The 23,956-nt window shown below is 61.7% G+C and carries 19 protein-coding genes and 1 tRNA gene; 11 read left to right on the forward strand and 9 right to left on the reverse strand.

Annotated features, from left to right (window positions below):
- The first annotated feature begins 233 nt into the window (after nt 1-233).
- The 3 genes from cspE (at nt 234) to JQ46_RS00700 (ending at nt 4,611) form a co-directional block, all read left to right on the forward strand.
- Complete coding sequence (cspE, locus tag JQ46_RS00690) at nt 234-437, forward strand: transcription antiterminator/RNA stability regulator CspE (protein ID WP_005292238.1); 204 nt, start codon at nt 234-236, stop codon at nt 435-437.
- A gap of 224 nt (nt 438-661) precedes the next feature.
- Complete coding sequence (topA, locus tag JQ46_RS00695) at nt 662-3,667, forward strand: type I DNA topoisomerase (protein ID WP_034984547.1); 3,006 nt, start codon at nt 662-664, stop codon at nt 3,665-3,667.
- A gap of 41 nt (nt 3,668-3,708) precedes the next feature.
- A complete protein-coding gene (locus JQ46_RS00700) occupies nt 3,709-4,611 on the forward strand; it encodes a CoA transferase (protein WP_034984591.1) in 903 nt (300 codons plus the stop codon).
- Here JQ46_RS00700 and JQ46_RS00705 read toward each other — a convergent pair.
- Entirely contained in the window at nt 4,608-6,140 is a 1,533-nt protein-coding gene (locus tag JQ46_RS00705) for an adenylate/guanylate cyclase domain-containing protein (protein ID WP_034984549.1), read from the reverse strand. The two genes, JQ46_RS00700 and JQ46_RS00705, sit on opposite strands and share 4 nt — an antisense overlap.
- A gap of 76 nt (nt 6,141-6,216) precedes the next feature.
- Here JQ46_RS00705 and JQ46_RS00710 point away from each other — a divergent pair, with 76 nt between their 5' ends.
- On the forward strand, nt 6,217-7,467 hold the full coding sequence (locus JQ46_RS00710; protein ID WP_034984551.1) for a DNA polymerase III subunit delta': 1,251 nt from the start codon (nt 6,217-6,219) through the stop codon (nt 7,465-7,467).
- A gap of 83 nt (nt 7,468-7,550) precedes the next feature.
- A tRNA-Thr gene (locus tag JQ46_RS00715) sits at nt 7,551-7,626 on the forward strand.
- Between the two features lie 356 nt (nt 7,627-7,982).
- On the opposite strand, the gene JQ46_RS00720 is transcribed toward JQ46_RS00715, so the two are convergent.
- Both JQ46_RS00720 and JQ46_RS10865 read right to left on the reverse strand, forming a co-directional pair.
- A complete protein-coding gene (locus JQ46_RS00720) occupies nt 7,983-8,507 on the reverse strand; it encodes a MarR family winged helix-turn-helix transcriptional regulator (RefSeq protein ID WP_034984552.1) in 525 nt (174 codons plus the stop codon).
- Nucleotides 8,500-8,925, reverse strand: a complete 426-nt coding sequence (locus JQ46_RS10865; protein ID WP_192817214.1) for an SRPBCC family protein — start codon at nt 8,923-8,925, stop codon at nt 8,500-8,502. Before JQ46_RS10865 ends, JQ46_RS00720 begins: the two co-directional genes overlap by 8 nt.
- Before the next feature lie 188 nt (nt 8,926-9,113).
- Between JQ46_RS10865 and ribB the strand changes: the two genes are divergently transcribed.
- The 4 genes from ribB to JQ46_RS00745 all read left to right on the forward strand — a co-directional run bounded on the left by ribB (nt 9,114) and on the right by JQ46_RS00745 (nt 13,919).
- Complete coding sequence (gene ribB / locus JQ46_RS00730) at nt 9,114-9,866, forward strand: 3,4-dihydroxy-2-butanone-4-phosphate synthase (RefSeq protein WP_034984555.1); 753 nt, start codon at nt 9,114-9,116, stop codon at nt 9,864-9,866.
- A gap of 8 nt (nt 9,867-9,874) precedes the next feature.
- Entirely contained in the window at nt 9,875-11,119 is a 1,245-nt protein-coding gene (locus JQ46_RS00735) for a lysophospholipid acyltransferase family protein (protein WP_034984557.1), read from the forward strand.
- Between the two features lie 3 nt (nt 11,120-11,122).
- Nucleotides 11,123-13,282: an MMPL family transporter gene (locus tag JQ46_RS00740; RefSeq protein WP_034984558.1), complete on the forward strand. Its 2,160-nt coding sequence runs from the start codon at nt 11,123-11,125 to the stop codon at nt 13,280-13,282.
- Between the two features lie 352 nt (nt 13,283-13,634).
- Complete coding sequence (locus tag JQ46_RS00745; protein ID WP_034984559.1) at nt 13,635-13,919, forward strand: hypothetical protein; 285 nt, start codon at nt 13,635-13,637, stop codon at nt 13,917-13,919.
- 55 nt (nt 13,920-13,974) lie between these two features.
- Here JQ46_RS00745 and JQ46_RS00750 read toward each other — a convergent pair whose 3' ends face one another.
- The 4 genes from JQ46_RS00750 to JQ46_RS00765 all read right to left on the reverse strand — a co-directional run bounded on the left by JQ46_RS00750 (nt 13,975) and on the right by JQ46_RS00765 (nt 18,740).
- Nucleotides 13,975-14,955, reverse strand: coding sequence for a diaminopimelate dehydrogenase (locus JQ46_RS00750; protein WP_034984561.1), 981 nt, complete (start codon nt 14,953-14,955; stop codon nt 13,975-13,977).
- A 158-nt stretch (nt 14,956-15,113) separates the two neighbouring features.
- Complete coding sequence (locus JQ46_RS00755; protein ID WP_034984562.1) at nt 15,114-16,577, reverse strand: amino acid permease; 1,464 nt, start codon at nt 16,575-16,577, stop codon at nt 15,114-15,116.
- A gap of 118 nt (nt 16,578-16,695) precedes the next feature.
- Nucleotides 16,696-17,406 (reverse strand): response regulator, encoded by a 711-nt coding sequence (locus JQ46_RS00760; RefSeq protein ID WP_034984564.1) that lies wholly within the window; start codon nt 17,404-17,406, stop codon nt 16,696-16,698.
- A complete protein-coding gene (locus JQ46_RS00765; protein WP_034984566.1) occupies nt 17,403-18,740 on the reverse strand; it encodes a histidine kinase in 1,338 nt (445 codons plus the stop codon). Before JQ46_RS00765 ends, JQ46_RS00760 begins: the two co-directional genes overlap by 4 nt.
- A gap of 39 nt (nt 18,741-18,779) precedes the next feature.
- On the opposite strand from JQ46_RS00765, the gene JQ46_RS11175 reads away from it, so the two are divergent.
- Entirely contained in the window at nt 18,780-18,941 is a 162-nt protein-coding gene (locus tag JQ46_RS11175) for a hypothetical protein (RefSeq protein WP_155271071.1), read from the forward strand.
- Here the strand turns inward: JQ46_RS11175 and JQ46_RS00770 are convergent, their stop codons facing one another.
- Nucleotides 18,942-21,158: an acyl-CoA dehydrogenase family protein gene (locus tag JQ46_RS00770; protein ID WP_192817215.1), complete on the reverse strand. Its 2,217-nt coding sequence runs from the start codon at nt 21,156-21,158 to the stop codon at nt 18,942-18,944.
- A gap of 135 nt (nt 21,159-21,293) precedes the next feature.
- Here JQ46_RS00770 and JQ46_RS00775 point away from each other — a divergent pair, with 135 nt between their 5' ends.
- Complete coding sequence (locus JQ46_RS00775) at nt 21,294-22,652, forward strand: MFS transporter (protein ID WP_034984568.1); 1,359 nt, start codon at nt 21,294-21,296, stop codon at nt 22,650-22,652.
- On the opposite strand, the gene JQ46_RS00780 is transcribed toward JQ46_RS00775, so the two are convergent.
- Nucleotides 22,649-23,956: a hypothetical protein gene (locus JQ46_RS00780; protein ID WP_034984570.1), complete on the reverse strand. Its 1,308-nt coding sequence runs from the start codon at nt 23,954-23,956 to the stop codon at nt 22,649-22,651. The genes JQ46_RS00775 and JQ46_RS00780 overlap by 4 nt on opposite strands.

Here is a 23,956-nt window from a genome sequence, read left to right on the forward strand (position 1 = left end):
ATACAAGTTATTGTCCTGCGGAATCCACACTCGTCCGAATGTTTAACCCGCAACGTGGCAGACTGTCGTGTGGTTATTAAAATCCTCGGAACTTTTCCGCTCGCCTCGGCGTGAGGTGGGGTCTCGTTGGGTTTTGGGCCGAATGGGTTGGAAACGAAGTATCTTCCGACCTCGGCGTTTGGTGGTCGCAGAAGACTTGCGCCGGACAGATTCAATAAGATAGGTAGAAATTCATGGCACAGGGAACCGTCAAGTGGTTCAACGCGGAGAAGGGCTTTGGCTTCATCGCCCCGGACGACGGATCTTCCGACGTCTTCGTCCACTACTCTGAGATCCAGGGCAGCGGCTTCCGCACCCTCGAGGAGAACCAGAAGGTCGAGTTCGAGATCGGCGAGGGCGCCAAGGGCCCGCAGGCTCAGAACGTCACGGCGCTTTAAACCCACAGGGTTTTAGCAAGCCCCCGCCAGCGGTGCATATCGCGCCCAGGCGGGGGCTTCGCCGGTTAAGGCCGCGCCTACCCCGGTTGCAAATAAATTGCGTAAACCGCGTAGTGTCGCTTAGAAATGCGTAAGTGGCCCCCGGAAAGAACCATTGCGATAAACCTGTATAAACAATGGCACCCGGCAAACTTAAAATTTTGAAGGATGTGTGAGATCAACCGATGGCAAACGATGACGTCAAGCGTCTAGTGATCGTTGAGTCGGCGACGAAGGCCAAGAAGATCGCCCCGATCCTGGGGCCGAACTACATCGTCGAGGCTTCCGTCGGGCACATCCGTGACCTCCCCCGGGGCGCGGCAGACGTACCGGCCAAGTATAAAAAGGAGCCGTGGGCGCGTCTGGGCGTCAACGTCGATAAAGATTTCGAGGCGCTTTACGTCGTCAGCCCGGACAAGAAAAAGAAGGTCTCCGACCTGAAGGCCAAACTCAAGCAGGTCGATGAGCTGTACCTGGCGACAGACCCCGACCGTGAGGGTGAGGCTATCGCGTGGCATCTGCTTGAGGTGCTGAAGCCGAAGGTGCCGGTGCGCCGCATGGTGTTCCACGAGATTACGAAGAACGCCATCCTCGAGGCCGCGCAGAACACCCGCGAGCTCGATTACGACCTGGTCGATGCGCAGGAATCCCGCCGCGTACTGGATCGCCTGTACGGCTACGAGGTCTCCCCGGTGCTGTGGAAGAAGGTCATGCCGCGACTATCCGCCGGTCGCGTGCAGTCCGTCGCCACCCGCGTGATCGTGGAGCGCGAGCGCGAGCGCATGAAGTTTATCGCCGCCGAGTACTGGGACTTGAGCGCCACGTTCGGCGTGGTAGATGCTGTTTCTTCTTCTCTTGATGACGCCGCCCCGGACTCCTTTGAAGCACGGCTGGCAACGGTCGCCGGCAAGCGCGTGGCTCAGGGCCGTGACTTTGGCGACGACGGCAAGCTGAAGGCCAGCGCAAAGGAAACATTTGTCCTGGACGGGGCGAAGGCGAAGTCCCTGGCCGACGGACTGCAGGGCCAGGAGTTCGCCGTGACGGCGGTGGAGGAAAAGCCCTACACTCGCCGCCCGTACCCGCCGTTTATGACCTCTACCCTGCAGCAGGAGGCCGGCCGCAAGCTCCGCTTTACCTCAGAGCGCACGATGCGCATTGCTCAGCGCCTGTACGAAAACGGCCACATTACTTATATGCGTACCGACTCGACCACCCTGTCGACCGCCGGTATCGAGGCCGCCCGCAGGCAGGCCAAGGAGCTCTACGGAGCGAAGTTCGTGGCCGACGGCCCGCGCCAGTACTCCCGCAAAGTGAAGAACTCGCAGGAGGCCCACGAGGCAATCCGCCCGGCGGGCGAGACCTTCCAGACTCCCGGCCAGCTAAGCAACCAGCTGGATGCCGAGGAGTTCAAACTCTACGAGCTGATTTGGCAGCGCACCGTGGCCTCCCAGATGGCCGACGCGAAGGGCCAGTCCATGAAGCTAACCGTCGCCGGCGACGCAAAGTCGGGCGAGACCTGTGAATTTACCGCAACCGGGCGCACCCTGACCTTTCCAGGATTCCTGAAGGCCTACGTGGAGGTCAGCCGCACCGCCGATGGCCGCGACGTCGCCGATAACGCGGAAAAGCGACTGCCGCAGCTGACCAAGGGCGACGAGCTGAACGCGCGGGACGTGGCCGCCGACGGCCACTCGACGAACCCGCCTGCCCGCTATACCGAGGCCTCGCTGGTGAAGAAGATGGAGGAGATGGGCATTGGCCGCCCGTCGACCTATGCATCCATCATTCGCACCATCCAGGACCGCGGCTACGTGCTGCCGCGCGGCAACGCACTGGTGCCATCGTGGGTGGCCTTCGCCGTCGTCGGCCTGCTGGAGCAGAACTTCGGTGCCCTGGTGGACTACGACTTCACCTCCGCGATGGAAGACGAGCTGGATGCCATCGCCGCCGGAGATCAGGACCGCGTGAACTGGCTGAAGGGCTTCTACTTCGGCGATAGCTCCCGCCCGGAGGCTCCGGGCGCGGTGGTGCCCCGCCTGGGTGGCTTGAAGCACATCGTGGGCGACAACCTGGAGCAGATCGATGCCCGCCGGGTGAACTCCCTGCACATTTTCGACGATGAAAACGGCGTGCCGATCGTCGTCCGCGTGGGCCGCTACGGCCCCTACCTGGAGCGCATCAAGCCGGCACCGGCAGGGGCGCCGGAGGGTACCGAGCCGGAGGTGCAGCGCGCTAACCTGCCGGAATCCATGACCCCGGACGGGCTGACCCTGGAGGTGGCCGAGAAGCTCTTCGCCACCCCGCAGGGTGGCCGAGAGCTGGGCACCAACCCGGCCAACGGGCGCACTATCGTTGCCCGCGAGGGACGCTACGGCCCTTACGTCACCGAGGTGCTCGGCGAAGACGAGGAATCCCGAGTGGCCGAGGAGGCCGTGAAGGTCTGGGAGGCCGAGCGCGACGAGCAGGATCGCGAGCGTGAGGCTGAGGGCAAGAAGCCGCTGAGCCGCGAGACCAAGACAGCGCAGGCGCAGAAGGAAAAACGCGTCAAGCAGATCGTCGAGGAGACACTGAAGCCCAAGACCGCCAGCTTGTTCAGCGGCATGGAGCCAGCCAGCGTGACGCTGGAGGAGGCTTTGAAGCTCATGAGCCTGCCGCGCGAGGTGGGCGTCGACCCGAGCGACAACGAGGTGATCACCGCCCAGAACGGTCGCTACGGCCCCTACCTCAAGAAGGGCAAGGATTCCCGCTCGCTGGCCAACGAGGAGCAGATCTTTACGATCACCCTCGACGAAGCTCGTCGCATTTACGCCGAGCCGAAGCGCCGCGGCCGAGCGGCCGCGCAGCCGCCGCTGAAGCAGCTGGGTGATAACGACGTGTCCGGCAAGCCGATGACCGTCAAGGACGGTCGCTTCGGCGCTTATGTCACGGATGGCACCACCAATGCCTCCCTGCGCAAGGGCGATACTCCGGAGACGATGACTGACGCCCGCGCGAACGAGCTGCTGTCGGAGCGGCGCGCCAAGCAGGCAGCCGAGGGTTCGGCACCTGCGAAGTCGAGCCGCAAGGCCGCAAAGAAGTCGGCCAAGAAAACGACGAAGAAGACGTCCAAGAAGGCAGCAAAGAAGACGACGAAAAAGACGGCGAAAAAGCCGCCGACGCTGACCAAGCGCACGGTGAAGAAGTCTCGCTAAATCGCCCTTACTTTTGGGTGGGAACTGATACGTTCATCAGCATGCACCAGCTCCCGAACTTCACCGTCGTCACCCTGGCCCCGAACCTGCCAGGCCCCGTTGCCGCCAAGCGCCTGCATGAGCTCGGCGGCACCGTCATCAAGGTCGAAGGCCCCGGCAAGGCTGCCGACCCCATGCGCCTGTACTGCGAGCCCTACTACCAGCACTTGGTGGAGGGGCAGGAGGTTCGCAGCATCGACCTGAAGCAGGAATCCGGCTTGCAGGAACTACACGAACTGCTGGCAGAGGCGGATCTGCTGCTCACGAGCTCCCGCCCTGCCTCGCTGCAGCGCCTGGGGCTCGGCTGGGAAGATCTTCGCGCGCGCTACCCGTCGCTGGCGCAGGTGGCGATCGTTGGCCACTCCGGAGAGCACGTCGACGTCGCCGGCCACGACCTGACCTATGAAGCACACGCAGGCACCCTTTCCTTTAACGGCGATGAGCCCGTCATGCCCGTGGTACCTATCGCTGACCTGGCGGGCGCGGAACGCGCCGTCTCGCAGGCGCTGGCAGCCCTATGGCAGGCTAGCGCCACCGGCCAGGGCAGCTACCACGAGGTCGCCCTGGCGGACATGGCCACGGAGTTCGCCACACCCGCCCGCTTCCGCCTGACCGGCCCGGACACTCTGCTTGGTGGCCTTCTGCCGGGTTACGGCCTCTACCAGGCTGAGTGTGGGGGCTGGGTGGCTATCGCTGCGCTGGAGCCGCATTTCTTCGTCGGCCTCATCGAGGCGCTGCACGAGGAAGGCCTGTTGCCGGAGGGCACCACGGCCGAGCAGCTGCAATCCAAGGGGATCACCGCCGAGCAGCTGGCCGCGGCAGTGGGGCAGAAGACGGCGGCGTGGTGGGACGAGGTGGCGTCGAAAAGAAACCTCCCCATCGCCGCAGTACGGCGCGGGGCCTAAGCCTCCGAACGGTCGGCCAAGGTCGCGCGGATGGGGCGGGCGATCTGTGTCATCTCGCGGCGGCCGCGCAGCTCCACGGACTTCATCATGGTCCAGCGAGCCTGCTCGGCCTCGTTGGCCGCGCGCAGAGTTACGGCACTTGTCAGCACCTGTCCGGGGGTGTTCTTCGCCAGATCCGTCAGGCGGGCGGCCTGGTTCACAGCGTCGCCGATGACGGTGTACTCGAAGCGATCCTTCGCGCCGATGTGGCCCGCGACGACGGAACCGGCGGCCACGCCAACTCCCGCGGCGAATTCCAAGCCCTGCAGCTTCGCCTTTAGCTCGCGGGCGGCGGCTAGTGCGTGGCCGGCCACATCGTCCAGCGGCAGAGGTGCACCGAACACAGCCAGCGCGGCATCACCCTCGAACTTGTTGATGATGCCCTTGTTGGCGTGCACGACCTCCACCACGCGGTCGAAGAACTCGTTGAGGGCCTTCACCACGTGCTGCGGTTCCTTCTCCGTGGCAAACCCGGTGGAGCCGATCACGTCCACGAAGAGCACGGCCACGTGCCGAGTTTCGCCGCCTAGCTCCGGCTTTTCCTCCAGCGCGCGGCGGGCGACCTCGGTGCCGACATAGCGGCCGAAGAGGTCCGATACCCGCTGGCGCTCCTGCAAACCGCGCATCATCTCGTTGAAGCCGGCCTGCAGCACGCCGATCTCCGAGGAGTCGTAGATTCGCACGTCCGTGTTCACCTTGCCCCGGCGCACGCGGTTGATGGCGTATTGCAGTTCGCGGATCGGGTCGGCCACAGCCATTGAGAACAACATGGTTCCCATGAAGCCGGTCAGTAGAGTGGTCAGCGCCAGCGCCAGCATTGCCGGAATGATGCCGCCGGAGTCTTCTGGGTAGAACTCGGTGGCCGCAGCGAAGAGCAGCAGCACCATGCCCAGCACGGGCACGGCGGAGGTCAGTGCCCACGTAGTCATCAGGCGGTGCGAAAGAGGGGAGAGTCGCGAGTGGTCCGGTGCGCCCTTCGCCAGCGCCTTCGCGGCGACGGGACGCACCAGGCGCTCGGCCTCCATGTACGTCATCAGGCTCACCATCATTCCGCCGAGCGTGGCCGTCACACCGACGGTTATGCCCCACTCAGTGCTATGCCTCCAGGCCACGACGGTGAACAGCACCACCCCGATGCCCCACAGCACAATGCCCGTGATTGTCTGCAGCAACGGAATGCGCAGCACCAGGTCGCGCACCATGTTCGGGTCGTAGGCCTGGGGCGTGCGCTGCCAGCGCAGCACGGGGGCGAAGAAGTACAAAGTCATCGCGATGCCGGCGACCACGGCCACCCCGAAATAGATCAGGTACAGCGAGGCGATGGTGGTATCAGGGCTCGTCAGCTCGCGCGCGGCGGGCAGCGGAATGAAGAAACGCAGGAACGTCGCCACGGCGGTCGCCCCGATGACGTTCGTGGCCAGAACGGTTGCTGCGTACAGGGGCCAGGAGGTTCCCCAGGCCCACGAGAGGTAGCGCAGCAGTTGTTTCATGCCCTTCAGATTAACTCACGCCGCCCCATGCCGGGTGCGTCTGTCCTGTCCTCGTTGATAGCTACACTGAGTAACCATGACGGAAACCACACCGGCCACTACTGCGGCCACTACCCGGGGCACCGCCGCCGAAGACGCGCCAGGGGTTTTCGGGCGCATCACGGCGGAATCTGTCCGCCGCCCGCTGCAGAGGGCTGTGGAGGATCCGCAGGCGATGACCCACTCGTGGCTGTTTACCGGCCCGCCCGGCTCGGGGCGTTCCATCGCGGCGAAGGTCTTCGCCACCGCGTTGGTGTGCCCGCACGGTGGCTGCGGCGAGTGCGACCAGTGCCGTAGTGCCGCCGCGGGCACGCACCCGGACATCCTGTGGGTTTCCACAACCGGTGTGGTGCTGACGGTCGACGAGATCCGCGGTGCCATCCACGAGGCCGCAAACATGCCCACCGTCGCCCGCTGGCGCGTGGTGGTTGTGGAAGATGCCGACCGCCTGAACGATGCCGCCGCCAACGCTTTGCTGAAGTCCGTCGAGGAACCGCCTGCTCGCACCGTCTTCCTGCTCTGCGCCCCCTCGACCGACCCTTCGGACATTGCGATCACCCTGCGGTCGCGCTGCCGCCACGTGTATGTGCCCACTCCCTCGCCGGCGGCGGTTAAGGGTGTTTTGCTTAGTGACGCCACCTTAGGCCTCAACGAAACCCAAGCCCAATGGGCCGCCGACGTTTCGGCCGGACACATTGGAAGGGCTCGTCACCTAGCCAGCGACGAGGCCGCCCGCACCAAACGCGCCACTGCGCTGAAGCTGCCGCAGCTGGTGTACGAGCCCAACGCGCTGTACCGCTTCACCTCCGAGCTGGTGAAGAAGGCCGAGGAGGAGGCCGCCAGCGAGCTGGAGAAGCTGGATCAGCGGGAGCGTGAGGAACTGGAGAGCAGCCTTGGCGTGGGCGCGAAAGGCAAGGGTGCTGCAAAGGCCCAGCGGGGGGCGTCCGGAAGAATGAAAGAGCTAGAAAAAGAGCAGAAGAACCGGCGCACCAGAAGAACCCGCGACTCGCTTGACCTGGCGCTGATCGACATTGCTGGGCTGTACCGCGACGCGATGCTGCAGGCCGCGGGTGCGGTGGATGGCGATGGCGTGCCGGTGGGCGGCCACCAGCACCCGGACATGGCGGCAACGTCGAAGGAACTGGCGCGCCGCAATAGTGCGTCGGCTCTGGTGAGCTGCATAGATGCGGTGATGGAATGCCGCGAGGTGCTGGGGTACAACGTGCGGCCTGAGGTGGCGCTGGATGCGATGGCCGGGCGCCTGCAGCAGTGCTGTGGGGTGGCCTAGCGGGTTTCCGGGCTAACCCCAGGTGGCGTTTTGGTGCTCAGGGTTTGCGTCGGCTAGGATAACGCTTCGTACTTAATGTACGCGCCGCTTTAGCTCAGTCGGCAGAGCGTTTCACTCGTAATGAAAAGGTCGCGAGTTCGATTCTCGCAAGCGGCTCCATGTCATGAGTCGCGACATGGTTGACACTTCAGTCGCGATACTCATTTCGTTCAACCCCCACCTTGACCCGGCAGTCGTTGTAGAACTCACCATAACCGGCGATGGCATCTTCCAGTTCCTGGTTGGTGTTCCACATCCTCCCATAAAACATATTGTTTTCATCGGACCAAAGAGTCCCTCACAAGCTGCATTGTCAGGGCTGTATCCTTTTTCGACATCGACCGGGTAATCCCAAAGAGCGATCTAAGCGGTCAGTACGTGTCATTGAAGCATGCCAGCTTTAACTGAGTCCGGAACCCGGCTAAGTGTAGGGACAGTCAACGACCTCTACAAAGCGTAACTAAACCCAGAGCATTTCAAGGCTTCGTTTTTTCGGCGGATGCTGGTGGGGGCAGCTTATCGAACAGGTGCGGGTAGCGTTTTTGCATGGCTGCAGACAGGGAAGGGTCCGTTAGGAGGTGGGTTAGTTGGGTCAGAATGTCTTGCGGGTGCGCGCTTGGAGCGTTCTTGAGCGTAGTTCTAATGCCTTCGTGAAATTCTTTCTTGAGGTTGGTGATAGCAGTAGTCATTTCACGGCCCGCGGGGGTGAGAGCGTGGAGGGTTACTCTTTTATCTTCAGCAGATTGAGACGTCATTGTGAGTCGTTTCTCTGCGAGGGTAGCGAGGAGTCGACTAGGGCTTCCTGATTCACAGATGAGGTAATCGCCGACTTCTCGTGTGCTCATGGGGCCATATGTGCCGATGATTTCGATGGCTTCGGCTTGAGAGTTAGTGAGTTCAAGTTGTGAGAACAAAGCGTTGAGCTGGCGATTCCCCTGGCGTTGAAGGGCGAGGATGAGGTAGCGGAACTCTTCAGGGTGGTCAGCAATGGTGTTATTCATGAGGGAAGGTGTTATGGGTTGCGTTCAGTGTATGAGTGAGTCGGGTCAGGCGTTTGTGGGGGACGAGGGAGGCTTCGTGGCTACCGATGATGGCGGTGAGGACACCGTGCTGGTTAATGGTGTGGGCGACCGTCGTGCCACGAGGATCTGGGGTGAGGGTGAAGGTGGATTCTTCGGTGAGGCCCGGGATCTCAATATGAAACGTGATGACGTCAGGGGAGGGTTGCGTGTAGGTTAACTTTCCTTTCAGGAGGCTACGGATGGTCACGGAATGCGCACCGTCGGAATCTTCTGGCCCGATATTGCTGAAGGCAGGGTTCCATGTGGAGAGATTGCTGATGTCGAGCAGGATTTTTCTAATCATAGACGGATCATGCTCAAGAGTAATAACCGCGGAATTCTGAGTCTTTAATGACATAGTATGAATATTAGATGATCACCCAGTAAAAAAAGAATGGTTACTCATTAAGCTGGAATTATGTAACAGACTACCCCCAATTTTGGGTACTTTACCGTTCGTGTGGAGCGCATTTTCAGCCCGAAGTATAAATACCAATGACGCAACATTGATGTTGTGTCACGAGTATTTCTTGAAAGGATCTGGCCATGACCCGCATGCTGACCGACATTCCACAGACCAACGACACCAAGACCACCGCTCGCCTCGATGCAGAAACCCACCTGACTCCCATTGAAGACATCGTCGCGGATATTGCCGCCGGCAAGATGGTCGTTCTCGTCGACGATGAAGATCGAGAAAACGAAGGCGACCTCATCATGGCCGCCGAAGCGATCACTCCCGAGACTGTCAACTACATGATCACCCAAGGCAAGGGACTGCTGTGCGTTCCCATGACCGCTGAGCACGCCCGCACCCTCAACCTCGCTCCCATGGTCGAACGCAACGAAGACGACTTCGGCACCTCCTTTACCGTCTCTTGCGATGCCACCGCCGACTTCGGCATCACCACCGGCATTTCCGCCTCCGACCGCGCCGCAACGATCAACCTGTTGGCCTCCGGGGGAGTAGCCAGCAACTTCCACCGCCCCGGCCACGTCTTCCCACTCATGGCACGTGAGGGCGGCGTGCTCACCCGCATCGGCCACACCGAAGCAGGCAGTGACCTCGCCGCCATGGCTGGATTCGCGCCTGTGGGAGCCATCGTCGAAATCATCGGCGACGACGGCGAAATGCTGCGCCTCCCACAGCTCGTGGAATGGTGCGCCGAACGCGGCATCGCACTATCCACCATCGAACTCTTGCGCACCTACCGCCAAGAACAGGTCGCCGCCGGTGTCGCGATCACCCAACGTCCCGACGGTTCCCCACTGGCCACCCCCCTGACGAGCGTGAAGTAAGTGCCACCATGGTCAACTACAACACCACCCGCATCGGGCAATCCACCCGCAAAATATCGACCCCTCGCATCCACGACCTCGTCCTCCGACACGTCGGTTATGTCGAAGGACTAGAGAATATCCCGCGCACAGGACCGGTCATCCTCGTCGCCAACCACTCGTCCTACATGGACCACTTCGTGATGAAAACCCTCGCCGAGTCTGTTCGCCCCGGCCGCGTCTGGTTCCCGACAAAGGCGGAAGCCTTCGACACTTTCTTGTCGCGCGTCTGGCACGAATCCATGGACTGCTACCCCGTGGACCGCAACGCGCCCAGCGAAGAAATCTTCCAACGTGCCCGCGATGTACTGGATCGTGATGACACACTCGTTCTCTACCCCGAAGGCACCCGCAACACGGGAGATGGGCTCCTCCCGTTTAAGTCCGGAGCGTTCCGGATGGCATTGGCCAACAAGACGCCCGTCATTCCCGTCGGGATGACCGGCCTGGCCGAGGTGCTTCCGAAGGGTGCGTCCATTCCCCGCCGCCGGTTGCTCTCTGTCGCGATTGGTCAACCGTTGACGGTGCCGACCAGTGGTGATGACCGTGCCCGAGCGCGCGCCATGCGCGATGACTCTTTCGACAAGATCTCTGGTCTGAAGTACCGCTCCAGTCACGTCACCGCGAAAGATTCCGGCCAGGCGCTCGACGGGATGGTTACGCTCTCCCGCACCATGGTGGCTGAGAACCTCACTGTGGACGGAAACCTGCCCGCCGAGGTCGTCTCCCGGATTCAGCTTCTGCTGAGAATTGCAGATAAAACGTCTCGACGGCGCTTGGACTTGCAGGTACAGAAAACACGCATCGACGGCTTCCGCGCCTTAAACTCACTGACTCCCGTGGGCACGATGGTGCGTGCTGCTGTCGTGAATCAAAAAGCCGATCGACTTTCCGACCTGCATTCGTCCTACGACTTCGCGGCCTACCTCGCTGGTCGTAGCTCTCTGGTCCTGCCGTCATGGATGGGAGGCGGCACAGGCAAAGCGAGCACGCACTTCAAGCGTGCCGTCGCCCGCGAAGGGCAGATGACATCACAGGCCTATGTGGGGCTTGCGGAGTCCCTGGCTGCCGCCGGTGACACCTCCGGCGCCGTCGACGCCTACGAACACGCACTACACAACATTGATGCTGCTGATCCCCGAGGAGTCGCGCGCAAAGAGAAGATCTCTGGTGCTGTAGCCCAGATCACCGGCGCAGCACACGGGAGGCCATAACCCATGATTCTTACGTTTGTTCAGCGTCACGCCAAGCTCGTGATTCTCTTGTGGGCGGTAGTGTTCGTCCTCAGCGCGGTCGGCGCATGGCATCTTAACGACGCCGTCAAAGCCGGCGGTTTTAATGACCAACACGGTCAATCGTTCGCCGGCCAAGACGTCAACCGCGAGGCCTTCGGCGACGCCGACAATGAACTCTCCGTCGTGCTCACCTCCGACGAGACCGTCGATTCTTCAACACTGGACGCCGTGGAAACTGCCATCCACGAGCTGCCACACGTTGAACATGTGACAGATGGACGACAAGTCGCGCAGCTCGGTTCTGACTCCGGGCAGACGCAGATCGTCCAAGTCGGCTTCGACGCCGACAACATGACGACACAGAACATGGTGCCCACACTCCGTGACAAAGTCGCCGAGGCTGTCGACGGCACCGCGATAGACAGTCATGTTACGGGCGCTGCGGCACTGGACTATGACCTGAATATTCAGTCCCAGCAAGATGCCCTGCACGCGGAAATGATCGCCTTCCCGCTGCTCATCCTCGTGCTGCTGTTCATCTACCGCGCCGTCGGTCCGACCGTGGTCACGCTGATCACGGCAGGCATCTGCCTGGCGGGAACACAAGGTGTCGGGACGGTCTTGGCTCAGTTCATGGATGTGTCGAACATGTACGTCACGGGTGCATCATTGATCGGCTTGGCCGTGAGCGTGGACTACTGTCTCTTCCTCATTGCTCGTTACAAAGAGAACATCCACGCTGGAGTGGACAAACCGGAGGCATTGCGCCTGGCGACGCATACCGCGGGGCATGCCATCCGCTTTGGTGGCCTGAGCGTCATCGCCGCCTTGTGCGCCCTGTTTATCGCACGGAATATGGTCTTTTCTTCTATTGCGTTGGCAGGGATCATTGTGACGACGATTGCGCTGCTTGCTCTGTCCACCCTGGTGCCGGCCATCATCACCGCGCTCGGCGACCGACTCTTCTTCGGCAAACTGCCAGGCTTCCACGACGCGCTGGTTATCGAGGAGGAAAAAGATTCACCGATGCTCCGCACCGCACTGACCAAACCAGCCATCGTGGCTCTCGCGGTCGTCGTTCCACTGCTCGTATGTGCCGCACCGTTGGCGGGAATCAAGCTGCAGGTCCCAGTCGCCAGCGCGTCGATCCTCCCAGAGGGCAAGGATTCCCGTGAGGGCATCGAAGCGATCCAGTCCGAACTCGATGCCCGCGCCTTGTTCCCCACGAGCGTGACCTTCGAAGGGGCACCGGGCGAATCAGCTGAAGACGTGCAGGCGAAAGCTACAGCATTCGCCGACGAACTTGGTGGCGTCAGCAACGTCGATCAGGTGCTTGTCCCGGGGACGCCAGAGGAAAAGTTCTCCCCCTACCCACTATCGGGATCGCAACAGTCAGTGAATTACTCTCGCGTGCTCGTCACCTCGACGGGACTGCCGGATTCTGATGACGCCCACGAGATGATCCGAGATACTAAAGATCTCACAGGCGACCAGGCTGATGTCTACGTCTCGGGAGCCACCGCCCAGGGGGATGATTTCGACCGCTTGGTCGAAAGCTCCATTCCCTGGATCATCGCAGCCGTGGTGCTCATCTCGTTGGCCCTGCTGGGCTGGGCATTCCGCTCGTGGCGCCTGCCCATCCTCGCGGTTGCTCTCAACGGACTGGTGGTCTCTGCAGCGATGGGACTGTTGTCCTTTATATGGAAAGCCGTGACGGGTGATTCCATCAACTCGGTCACCCCGATCGTTATCTTCGCCATCGTCTTTGGCCTATCGATGGACTACATGGTGCTTATGGCGTCCCGTATGAAAGAAGAGTTTGTTAAGACCGCGCGTCATAGACATGCCATTGCTCTCGGAATCGCAAAAACATCGCGGTTGGTAATCTTCGCGGCGATCATCATGATCGGAGTATTTCTTTCGTTCATGGTTGCGGAGATCAGCATCGTGCGTGAAATTGGTTTGGGTCTCGCCATGGCCGTGGCAATGGACGCGTTGATTGTTCGCCCACTCCTGTTGCCCTCGGTTCTCACACTCATCGGCCCCAGTGTGTGGGGTGGATCGCCCAGTATTACGGCAGATTTGAGAGGAGGTGCGGACGATGACATCCGATACCCAGAGTCAATCCCCATGGCTATTTGATAACGCTGACATCGTGAACATCTACCCAGTGCAACTGATGCACTCCTCGGATAACGACTAGACGCGCGTAGGTATGCGATGCGTGAGGGAGTTGGAATATTGGAACGGTTCGAAGCGTCCTAAGTCTATTGTCCAACCCTTCTTTAGCTGAGGTAGGAACTAAACCCAGGACGCTTCAGACTTCTTTGTGATCGCTAGCGACTGCTAACGTTTCGCCACTTATAAGCGTTTGGCTAGACAAAGCACTTCCAAGCTCACGAGTCTGTGTCCAATCAGCCATGGAACCGCACCCGGGGGCAAAGAAGGTTTTTGCACATCTCTACCCGAACTCCTTCAGAAAGGATTCCTCCCAATGAAGATTCGCAAGTCGCTCATCGCTGGTGTTACCGCCGCAACCGTCACCGCGTGTCTCGCCACACCTGCCCAGGCCGAAACCCACACCCCCACCACTCAAGTACAGGCTGCAGAAACTCCGAACACCAAGTCCCCGCTCGGCTCCGTGAACACCATCTGGGAAAACACCCCGGCTTGGCTGCGCTTCCCCCTCTTTGCACCGCTGGGAATCATCTGGGCTGTTATTTACAACATAGTTGGCGCTCAGAACTCCGACGCGCCATACTACGGCAGTCTTTCTTAACCCGGTCCAACCTGCGGGAATGCCAGCAGGCGGAGGTCGGGTTTTGCGTTGGGGCTTATAGCTTCTTGGCTACCAGGTCGTCCAGAGGCTCCGCAGAAAGCAGGTAGGGTGCTACCTCGAAGACCGTGCGGGCGCCCGTCTCGCCAGCCTGGCGCATGCGCCACGCGGCGCGGCCGTAGGCCACCTGCACCGCAGCGGTGAAGTCGGGGTTGCGCTCCAGCTTTAGGCCGAACTCAATCACGTGACCGGAAGTGCCCGCCTGGCCGCGGGTAATCACCTGCCCGCCGTGCGGCATGCCCTGGTGGTCGCGCTCGAAATCAGCTTCGGAGATGAACTCCACGATCGTCTCGTAGGGCGCGAAGTAGTCCGGCATCGTCACGATTGCCTCGCGGATCTGCTCCTTCAACTTCTCATCCGCCGCCGCATCGCCGGTTTCCTCAGCCACCACGAAGCAGTGGCGCAGGTGGCACTCGTTGGCCTTCAGGTCCGCGCCCTCACCTCGCTTCACGGCCTCGATAGCCTCCGGATTTGGCTTGGTGTACTGCACACCCTTGGCCACGCCGGGCACGCGACGCACTGCATCGGAGTGACCCTGCGAGAGTCCAGGCCCCCAGAACGTCATCTGGTCGGCTCCCGGCAGCACCGCTCCGCCGAGTACACGGTTCAAGGAAAAGATGCCCGGATCCCAACCGGTGGAAATCATCGCAATGTTCTCGCCTTCTTGCGCGGACTTATCCATTACCGTCCGGTAATTTGGGATCTCGCCGTGGTTGTCGTAAGTATCGACTGTGGTGAAGTGCTTGGCCAGTTCAGGGGCCTGCGCTGGCACGTCGGTGGCGCTGCCCAGGCAGACGAAGAGCACGTCTACTTCATCCTTGTGCTTTTCCACGTCCGCAGCTGGCAGAACACGAGCCTGCGTATCGAGGGAATCGCGGCGCGAGAACACACCGACGAGTTCCATGTCGGGCTGGTCGGCAATAACCTTCTCAACGCTGCGACCCAGGTTTCCATAGCCAATGATGGCGGTGCGAATCATGCGGGGGAGTCCTTTCTAGATATTCTCGTGTGGGCGGGACATGCGCCCGACGGGAAGGCGGGGAACCGTATTTAGATACCGTACTTAGATCCAGATTGCTGTGCTGCTAGCGTATCCATGGCGAGCTCTATTGGGGGGAGGAAAGCATTGAGACTGAGCTAGCGGGAGGGGCGGGAAACTTCCGGCAGAGGCAGTTTCTCGAAGGGGCTTAGCCCACGGATGGCGGAATTGGCGAAGCTGGCCACAACCAGAATCACGAACATCGTCGCTGCAGAAAACAGCTGCACCCGAGAACCCGGGTCCGTTAGCATTAGAACCGCCAGCCCCGCCAACACAACCAGCGTGGCGATGGTCAGCCAGGGGAAGCCCCACATGCGGATCGGCAACGCTCCGCCCGCGTGCTGTTCCAGGCGGTGGCGCAGACGCAGCTGGGAGACGACGATGAACGTCCAAACGATCAGCAGGGATGCACCCGCGGAGTTCAGCATAAACGTCAGTAGCCAGCCGGTATCCAGGTAGTTCAGAACCACCATCACGATGGACAAACACACCGAGAGGATGATCGCGGCGACGGGCACGCCTCGACGGTCTACACGGGTGAAAATTTGGGGTGCCTCATGACGGTTAGCTAGGGAGAACATCATGCGGCTGGAGGCATAGATCTGCGCATTGAAGGCAGACAGTAGCGCCAGAACAATAATGGCTTCCATGAAACCGACCACGCCCGGAATACCGGCAAGATTCAGCACCCTAGTGAAGGGACTATCGGCTGCGCTTTCCGCCTGTCCTAGGGAAGAGTGGGGGAGCAGGAAGGTAATCACCAGCACCGAACCCAAGTAGAACAGCGAGATTCGGGTGATAGTGGAGCGCACCGCGTTGATCAGTGAGCGCTGGGGATTCTCGGATTCCGCAGAGGCGATGGCCACGACCTCGATGCCCCCGAAGGCGAATGCCACAGCCAGAATCGCCGTGGCCACGCCGCCCACACCGTTGGGCATAAAGCCGTCGGCTGTGAACACCTCAGTGCCGATGAAGGTATGCCCGGGCAGGAGACCAAAGACTAGCAGGAACCCAATGACCAGGAAAGCTACTAGCACCGCCACCTTGATGAACGCGAACCAGAACTCGAACTCGCCGAAGGCACGGATTTGCAGGAGGTTCACCACGCCGAAGAAAATCACGCATACGGCGGCGGGGATCCAGGCGTCAATACCGAACCATGCCCCCATAAAACTCGCCGCACCAGTAATTTCGGCGCCGAGCACCGCCACCGTGGCGAGCCAGTAAATCCAACCCTGAGTGAAGCCAGCCCAGCGCCCGATGCCGTGTTCTGCATATTCGGAGAACGAGCCGGAGGCGGGGATGACGGTGCCCATCTCGCCCAGCATCTGCATCACGAGGATCGCGATGAAACCCGCCACAATGTAGGCCAGCAGCACGGCTGGTCCGGCGGCCTCGATGCCCACGCCGGTGCCCAGGAATAGGCCGGCGCCGATGGTGGAGCCCAGGCCCATCATCGTGAGGTGGCGGACCTTCAGTCCGTTGCCTAGCTTGTCATCGCCGGTGCGCGAGTTCGCGTGTGAACTGGCGGTATCTGAGGAGGTGGAGGGGGTAGAGCTCATTCCTTAAGAATACGATGTGGGGGAATGCGGCTCCGCCTTGGACCAGCCTCGGGCTAGATTTGGACTAGCTTCGGCGCCACAGAACGCAGTTATTCGTACCCCGCGTAAGAGTTTTCGGCTAGTACCCCGCGCGGATTGCGCTGATCGCGAGCCGCAGGCGCGAGTCCACCCCGAAGCGCTTCATCAGCGAAGACACGTGCTTCTTCACGGTCGATTCCGCGTAGAGCGCCTCCTTCGCGATCTCCGCGTTGGAGTGCCCCTGGACTAGAAGTTGGAGGGTGGTGCGCTCGCCTTCCGGGATGCTTTCCGGGTCTGGCGCCGCGCCGGGTTGCTTTTGTTTATTTGGTGACGCCGATTTCCCCGCCTGCACAGCTGCCCCACCAACAGAGCGTTCGGGGATGAAGTCCACGAGGCGTGAAAGGCACTCGGGAGAGACGGCGGTGCCGCCGTTCATCGCGTCCCGGACGGCTTGGATGAATTGCACGGGGCGGGCGCTTTTGATGATGTACCCCGCGCCGCCGCTGGTGAGGATCTCCAGCATCGTTTCGTCGGTGTCCATGGAAGTCATGGCGACGAACACAGGGGGATTGTCCTGAGATTGCAGGGTGCGGAGTAGCTCGATTCCGCCGACCTCGGGCATGTGGATGTCCGCCAACACGAGGTCGAGGTCTCCCCCTAGCCGCTCGATCTGTTCGAGGGCGACGGCGCCGTTTTCGGCTTCGGCTACGATCTCGATGTCTTTGGCGACAGAGAAGTAGTGGCGGAGGGCGGTCAGCGCACGGGCGTCGTCATCGACTATGAGGATTCGTGTGACAGGGGCGTTACTCATGGTGATACCGACTTTAGGCTGAGCCGCCAAAAAGTGCGCGAGCCGTAGGTTTCTTGTTCTGTCTTGACCGTGCTCTTGGTTCGCTTGGCCCAGCGTTGCAGGTTGGTCAGGCCGAGGTTGGAGGATAGGTCGGCGGGTAGAGCAGGGGAATCTGTACCGTTTCTCGCTACCTCGTTCCAGATACACAGCGAATGGATTTTTGGCCGGTTTTCCACAGCAACCACAACGGGGCTGCCTGGAGCTGCGTATTTCACAATGTTGGTCGCGCCCTCCATCAGGAGTCGGTCTACCAGCATGCGCTGTCGCGGTTCCTTCGGGAGGAGTGTGGCAAATTGGCTCTGGCTGATGGAATTATCAGGTGTGGCAGCGGAGGATTCTGCCAACCAGTCTTTTGCCGGAGAGCCCTGGGTGAAGGCCACCCGAAAGCCATGGGGCTGGAGCCGCTCGGTGAAAGCCGATAGCGACTGGCCGGGAGAGGGGGCCTTAGCATGCGATAATTCTTGTTCCGTCGACCGGAGGAGGTCGAGGAGTTTGCGACTCTGTGCCATCGCCTCCCGGCTGTTGTCGGCGATGGCATTCAGATTTTTGCGCATGGTTTCGCTGTCCAGGTGCGAATCGGGTTCCGCGTCTAGCTGTAGCTCCATCGTCTCCGCTTGCATAACCACAGAGGTCAAGGGGCCGGCCACGGAATCGTGGAGGGTCTCCGCCAGGTCCTGGCGGGTGCGTTCGAGGTCTGCTCCCCAGCTGTCGTTAAGGAAAGCGTTTCTGCGATCCAGGTAGCCGATGAACCATCCTGCGCCGGCTCCGAGGAGGAGGAAAATCAGCCAGGCGAACACCGCTGAAGGGGCGAGGCTTTCCAGATAGTCTCGCGGGGAGGTGACTGTAGGGTCAAGGGTGCCCAGCACGAACGCGCTGAGGGTAACTGCGGTGGTAAGCAGGCGTTTTCCCGAAAAGGCGATTACGCCACAGAAGAAGGGTGCAAGGAACACGAATGCGGGAAACTCATCTACTTGCCGCAGCATCACAGCGCTGAAGGAGAGAAGGAAGAGCGCAGTTGCCCAGCGCGGATAACGCATGCCTAGCGCGGTGGCTAGGCAAAACCCAAGCGCCACAAGAATCAGGGAGATGGACAGGGCGTCGGGTGCGAGTGCGAGGTTGGAAGCAAAGGTCAGGGCACACAACGCAAATACCACGATCGGCGTTTTCGCGGATACGTCCTTCGATGCTTGTTCCTTGATGGCCACAGTTTCCTTCATCTGATCGGTAGGCGGGAGTCTACTTTCGTACCGTGTTTCCCAGATGCCCTTTTCGGGAGCTTCCTTTGCCAGCACCATGGATGGCGTAAGCACCTCACAACGGAAAGGACACAGAACATGGCTTCTTACACAGAGAAAGAATGGACCTACCCCATGGTTGGCTCCACGTTTGGCGTGGCCACAGGTGTTGCGATGGCTAACCCGCTGGTGGGTGCGGCGCTAGCCATTATCTTTAGCTTTGCCGGTTACGCCATCGCGCAGTCCGAAGAAGCCGAGTAGCTAACCCGCCTGCCCCGCGGCCGGATCCGACTCGTACTTGGGAACCATCGCCTCGTAGCCTTCCATCAGCTTCAGATCCGTGATGTGATCCGGGATGCCGAAAGCGTCCACCAGCGTCTGCGACCAGGGTCCCAGAGAATCCACCAGGTCGTTCAGCGCGGCACGGGCGGCCTTGGTGCGAGTACCCGTCAGCAGGTTCTGCTCCAGGTACCAGCTGGCGTTGTCCACGATGCAGCTGAGGAAGTACACCAGGCGCACCTGCTCCAGCACGCGCTGCGCGTCTTCTGAATCCAGCTTGGACTCGGCCTCCACGAAGGCCTCGAAGACAATGCGATCCACGTGCGCCCAGCCGACGGCCAGCAGGTGATCCTGCGCACGGTCGACTACCTTCGCCGCCTCGTCCACATCCATCTTGCGGGCGGGGCGCAGGCGGCGGGCGAGGGAGCGCATCAGGCGATCCTCCCGCTCGCTCAGCAGGTTGATCTGGTAGGCCGGGTCGAACAGCGAAGTCTCTTCGGAGTCGCTGAAAGTATCCACCAGGTTCTGGATCAGCGCGTCTGCGGCGGTGCGGCGGCGCAGCAGGTTGCCGAAGCTATCCAGGCCGAAGCGCACCATCTCCATCGGGTTCAGGCCGCCGAGCTCCTTGGCGAAGCCCGTCATCAGCTCCTTCCCCGCCAGTTGCATCATTACTACGTTGTCGCCCTCGAAGGTGGTGAACACATCCGAGTCGGCCTTCAGCGTGGTCAGCAGGTTCTCGGCCATGTAGCCCGCGCCGCCGCAGGCCTCGCGGGCCTCCTGGATCGTGTCGGTGGCGTGCGCGGTGTTGGCAGCCTTCAATGCTGCGGCGTGCGCTTCAACTTCTCGCTGGTCAGCCTGCTGTTCCTTGGTGTACTCGGTCGGTTCCACGCTCCGCTGGTCCAGCTCGTGCACGCGCGCGATCAGCTTGTTCGTGGCGAATTGCAGACCGTAGGCGCGGGCTACGCGCGGGATGAGGCGCAGGCGGTGCCAACGGTGCTCGATCAGGCGGTTTTCGGGTAGCGAATCGTCGGGAGCGAATTGACGCCGCAGGTTCGCGTACGTCACAGCAATGTCTAGCGCGGTGCGGGCGGCCGCGCCTGCGGCAGCTCCCACGGTCACGCGCCCGCGCACCAGGGCTCCGAGCATCGTGAAGAAGCGGCGGTTCGGGTTTTCAATGGGGGAGGTGTAGTTGCCGGCCTCGTCCACGTCGGCGAAGCGGTTCAGCAGCGCCTCGCGGGGCACGCGGTGGTTATCGAAGCTGATGGTGCCGTTGTCCACGCCCTTCAGCCCGCCCTTGTGGCCGTGGTCGCCGATGCGCACGCCGTCGATGGGGGAGCCGTCGTCCTCGCGGATGCGCACCAGCAGGCAGTGCACGCCCTGCGATTCAGCCTGTGCGCCGCTGCTAGCTTCGGTCGCGCCGGACTCGGCCGCCGGGACGTCGCCAGCCTCGGTCGCGTTCTTAGCGTCGGGGACAATGAGCTGCGCAAACACTGCCGCCCAGCGGCCATCGCGCGCTGCATTGCCGATAAACCACTTCTCGGCAGAGGCGGTGGGGGAGTTGATGATGAACTCCTGCGTCTCCGCGTCGTAGGTCGCCGTGGTCTCCAGCTGCTGCACGTCGGAGCCGTGCCCGCGCTCGGTCATGGCGAAGCAGCCGAGGGCCTCGAGGTTCATCAGCTTCCCCACCATTTCTTGGTGGCGTTCGGTTCCCAGGTTGCCGACGGCGCCGCCGAACAGGCCCCACTGCACTCCGGACTTCACCATGAGCGACAGGTCGGCATGCCCCAGCATCTCGATGGAGGTCAGGCAGCGGCCGGTTTCTCCCGTGCCGCCCTGGTCGGCGCGAAAGGCGTGGTTCGGCATGCCGGATTCGAGCACACGCTGCAAGTGCTCGGTGGTGCGGGCACGGGACTGCTCGAGGTCCAGGTCGGTGCGCGGCAGGATGTCTGGGTCTGCCAGCAGGCCGCGGGTTTCCTCGCGCGCTTCCGGGAAGTCGCCGTCGAGGACGGCCTGCAGCGCCTTTGCTATTGACGCCTGCGCTTCAGCGGTTGGAGCCGTGGACAAGGTCTTGGGAGCCGAGGTGGAGCGGCGGAGTTTGTTTCCCGACTTGTCAGCAATTCCATCGGCTGAGCTCGATGTGACCGAGCTATCAGTCGTTGCGGTGTTTTCGGTCGTGTTCTCGGAATTGTTTGGTGACATGAAATTAATGATACGCAAGAGTGTGATCCACAACTCGAAAATTTGCTAATAAATCTATGACTAAATCGTTGGGTGGAACGTAGTAGCTGCAGCGTTGCGTTGGTGGTCTCCTATCGGGTGACTAGGCTTGCCCCTATGGCCGAGGACACATTTGACGAGAATCACCGGGAAGTGGATACGCCCGGGCAGAACGCACAGAACGAGGAGAGCGGGCAGAGCAAACAGAGCAACGCCGTGCGCAGCCGCAAGGTAGCGCCTTCCACGCGCGGGGCGAAGACCCGCGCGGAGAAGAAGTACTGGATGTTGGTTGCTTTCGCCGTGTTGGCGGTTGCCTACGCGGGCAACGAGTTCACCCCGATGATGGTCTTCTACCGAGGTGAGAACGTCTTTGGGTCTGTCTTCGTCGATGCCCTCCTGGCCTGCTACGCCGCCGGCATCGCAGCGGGGCTGCTGCTGTGCGGGCCGCTTTCGGACCGTTACGGCCGCCGCGTCGTCATGCTTCCCGCCCCGATCATTAGCCTCGTCGGCAGTGTCCTCATCGCCGCCGGTGAAATGAATGAGCCACTGATCTTCACCGGTCGTCTGCTCAGCGGCTTTGCCGTCGGCATTGTGATGACCGCAGGCGGTGCATGGATCAAGGAGCTTTCCACCCCAACGTTCGACCCCAGCGCGCAGGAGGGTTCCGGCGCCCGCCGCGCAACCATGTCTCTGACCTTGGGATTCGCCGTCGGTGCCGCGCTAGCGGGCGTGCTGGCGGAATGGGGTCCCGCTCCGGGGCAGACTCCCTACATCCTCAGCATCTTGCTCTGTGCTGTCTCCATGATCGGAATCCTCGGTGTGCCGGAAACCCGCCAGAACGCGCACCTCAAGGTGGAGGGTTCGTTCTGGTCGGACCTTAAGGTGCCCTCTCTGCGTCACCCGCGTTTCCTCACCGCCGTGATTCCGATCGCGCCGTGGGTCTTCGGTTGCGCGGGAGTGGCTTATGCGATCATGCCGAGCCTGGCGCAGGATCAGGTTGCTTATCCCATCGCTTTTTCCGCTGGTATTACAGCTATTGCCCTGGCCTGTGGCTTTGGCATCCAGCAGGTTTCCACCAAGTACATCAACCCAAATAACTCCCAGGCCCAGCAGATCGGCCTGGTACTGGTGATCATCGGCATGGTCGTTGCAGCCTGGACCGCTCACGTCGGCTCGCTAGCCGGGACGGTCGCCGTCGGCCTCATCCTGGGCACCGGCTATGGCGTATGCCTGATCACCGGCCTGACGGAAGTGCAGCGCATCGCCAGCGCCGACGACCTCGGCGGGCTCACAGCCTTCTTCTATACGATCACCTACATCGGATTCTTCTTCCCGATGATCCTGTCGCGTCTGAAGGATTGGTTCACCTACACCGAGATGTTGGGCTTCGGTGCGGTGGTTGCCTTTATTGGTCTTATCGTGGTGACGCTGACTTCCAAGAAGTTCATTCCCACCCCAGAGCAGCAGCGGAACTAGGCTTCGGTTTTCCTTGTTTGGACGGGGGCTTGGGCGGAGCTTTGGGCGGCAAGCGCAAGCACGCCCAGCTGCACTGCCGCGCCCACACTCGGGCCGACTGCCAGCGCCCAGATGGCGCGCGTATCGGGGGAATAGTCAAGCATGAGCACCGCCGTAGACAGGATAATCGCAATCAGCCACCCGGCCGTGTAGAGATTGTGGCGGTCCGCCGCGAGCGCTGCCGAGCCGCTGATCATCAGGACGGCCGTCGCCCCGGAGACGAGCGTGAGCCAACCGAGGGTGGCGGGGGAGGAGATCACGGCGGCGTCAAAAAATAGCCCCATCAGCGGCGCAGCGAGGAAGTAGGCGGCAATACCTCCGATGGCCGCGACGGCTCCCACCGCGGCGATGGGCAGCGCGGCGGCGCGCAGGACGCGCTCGCGGTGTTTCGTGAAGTGCACGATCAGCGCAGGTTGGAAGCGCTGGAGGGGCACCAGGATCGGCGCGCGCGTGAGCGTGATGGCGGTGATGGTGGCGGCGAGTGCACCGGGGCCGACGTCCGCGCCCGAGGTGTAGCGCAGCAGTACGCTGAAGCCGGTGATCATCACGGCGTTCGCGCCCGAGGCGACCATGGCCTTGACCGTGCGCGAGAGGAATGGGCGGGTGGGCACGTCCGCCCGGTCGCGCAGGGTGGCTCTTGCGGCGGACGAGCAGGCGAGAATCAGCAGCCAGGTAGCCGCGCCGATCACCGTGACGAACAGGTAGGCCAGCAGCTGCCAACCCAGAGCCCACGCGGCAACGGCCAGCGCCAGCCGTACTCCGGAATCGATGGCCATCAGCCAGGCGAAGTTCGGCCACGAATGGTTGGCGGAAAGCAGCCCGCAGACCGTCGCTTGGAACGCATAACAGGCCAGGCCGACGGCTATGAGAACCAGCCCCCACCCGGTCTGGCTGGGCACGAGTTGGCCGATCCACAGCGGCCCAGTGACGAGCGTTATCAGACCGATAGCCAGGGCGATGTAGCTCGTCAACGCGAACGGGCGCGGGGTGTCCGCCCGCGCAGTGTTCGCCAGCGCAGTGCCAGCCCGCAACGTGCCAGCCTGCACAGTGCCAGTCTGTGGGGCGCCCACCACTGCGCGCCGGGTGGAGACGGCGCGGGCGGTCTCCTGCATCAGCCCGTCCAGCACGCCCGTCATCGCGAAGAACAGCGACCAGTAGACCATGAAGTCTTCGTACCCGGCGGTGGTTAGCCCCTTGTTGGCAACCCAAATCACCAGGTAACCGGCGATGGCCACGAAGACCGTGGCGAGCGATATGGCGCGCAT

The organism is Corynebacterium jeikeium, from assembly GCF_000738175.1.
GTDB classification, from domain to species: Bacteria; Actinomycetota; Actinomycetes; order Mycobacteriales; family Mycobacteriaceae; genus Corynebacterium; species Corynebacterium jeikeium_C.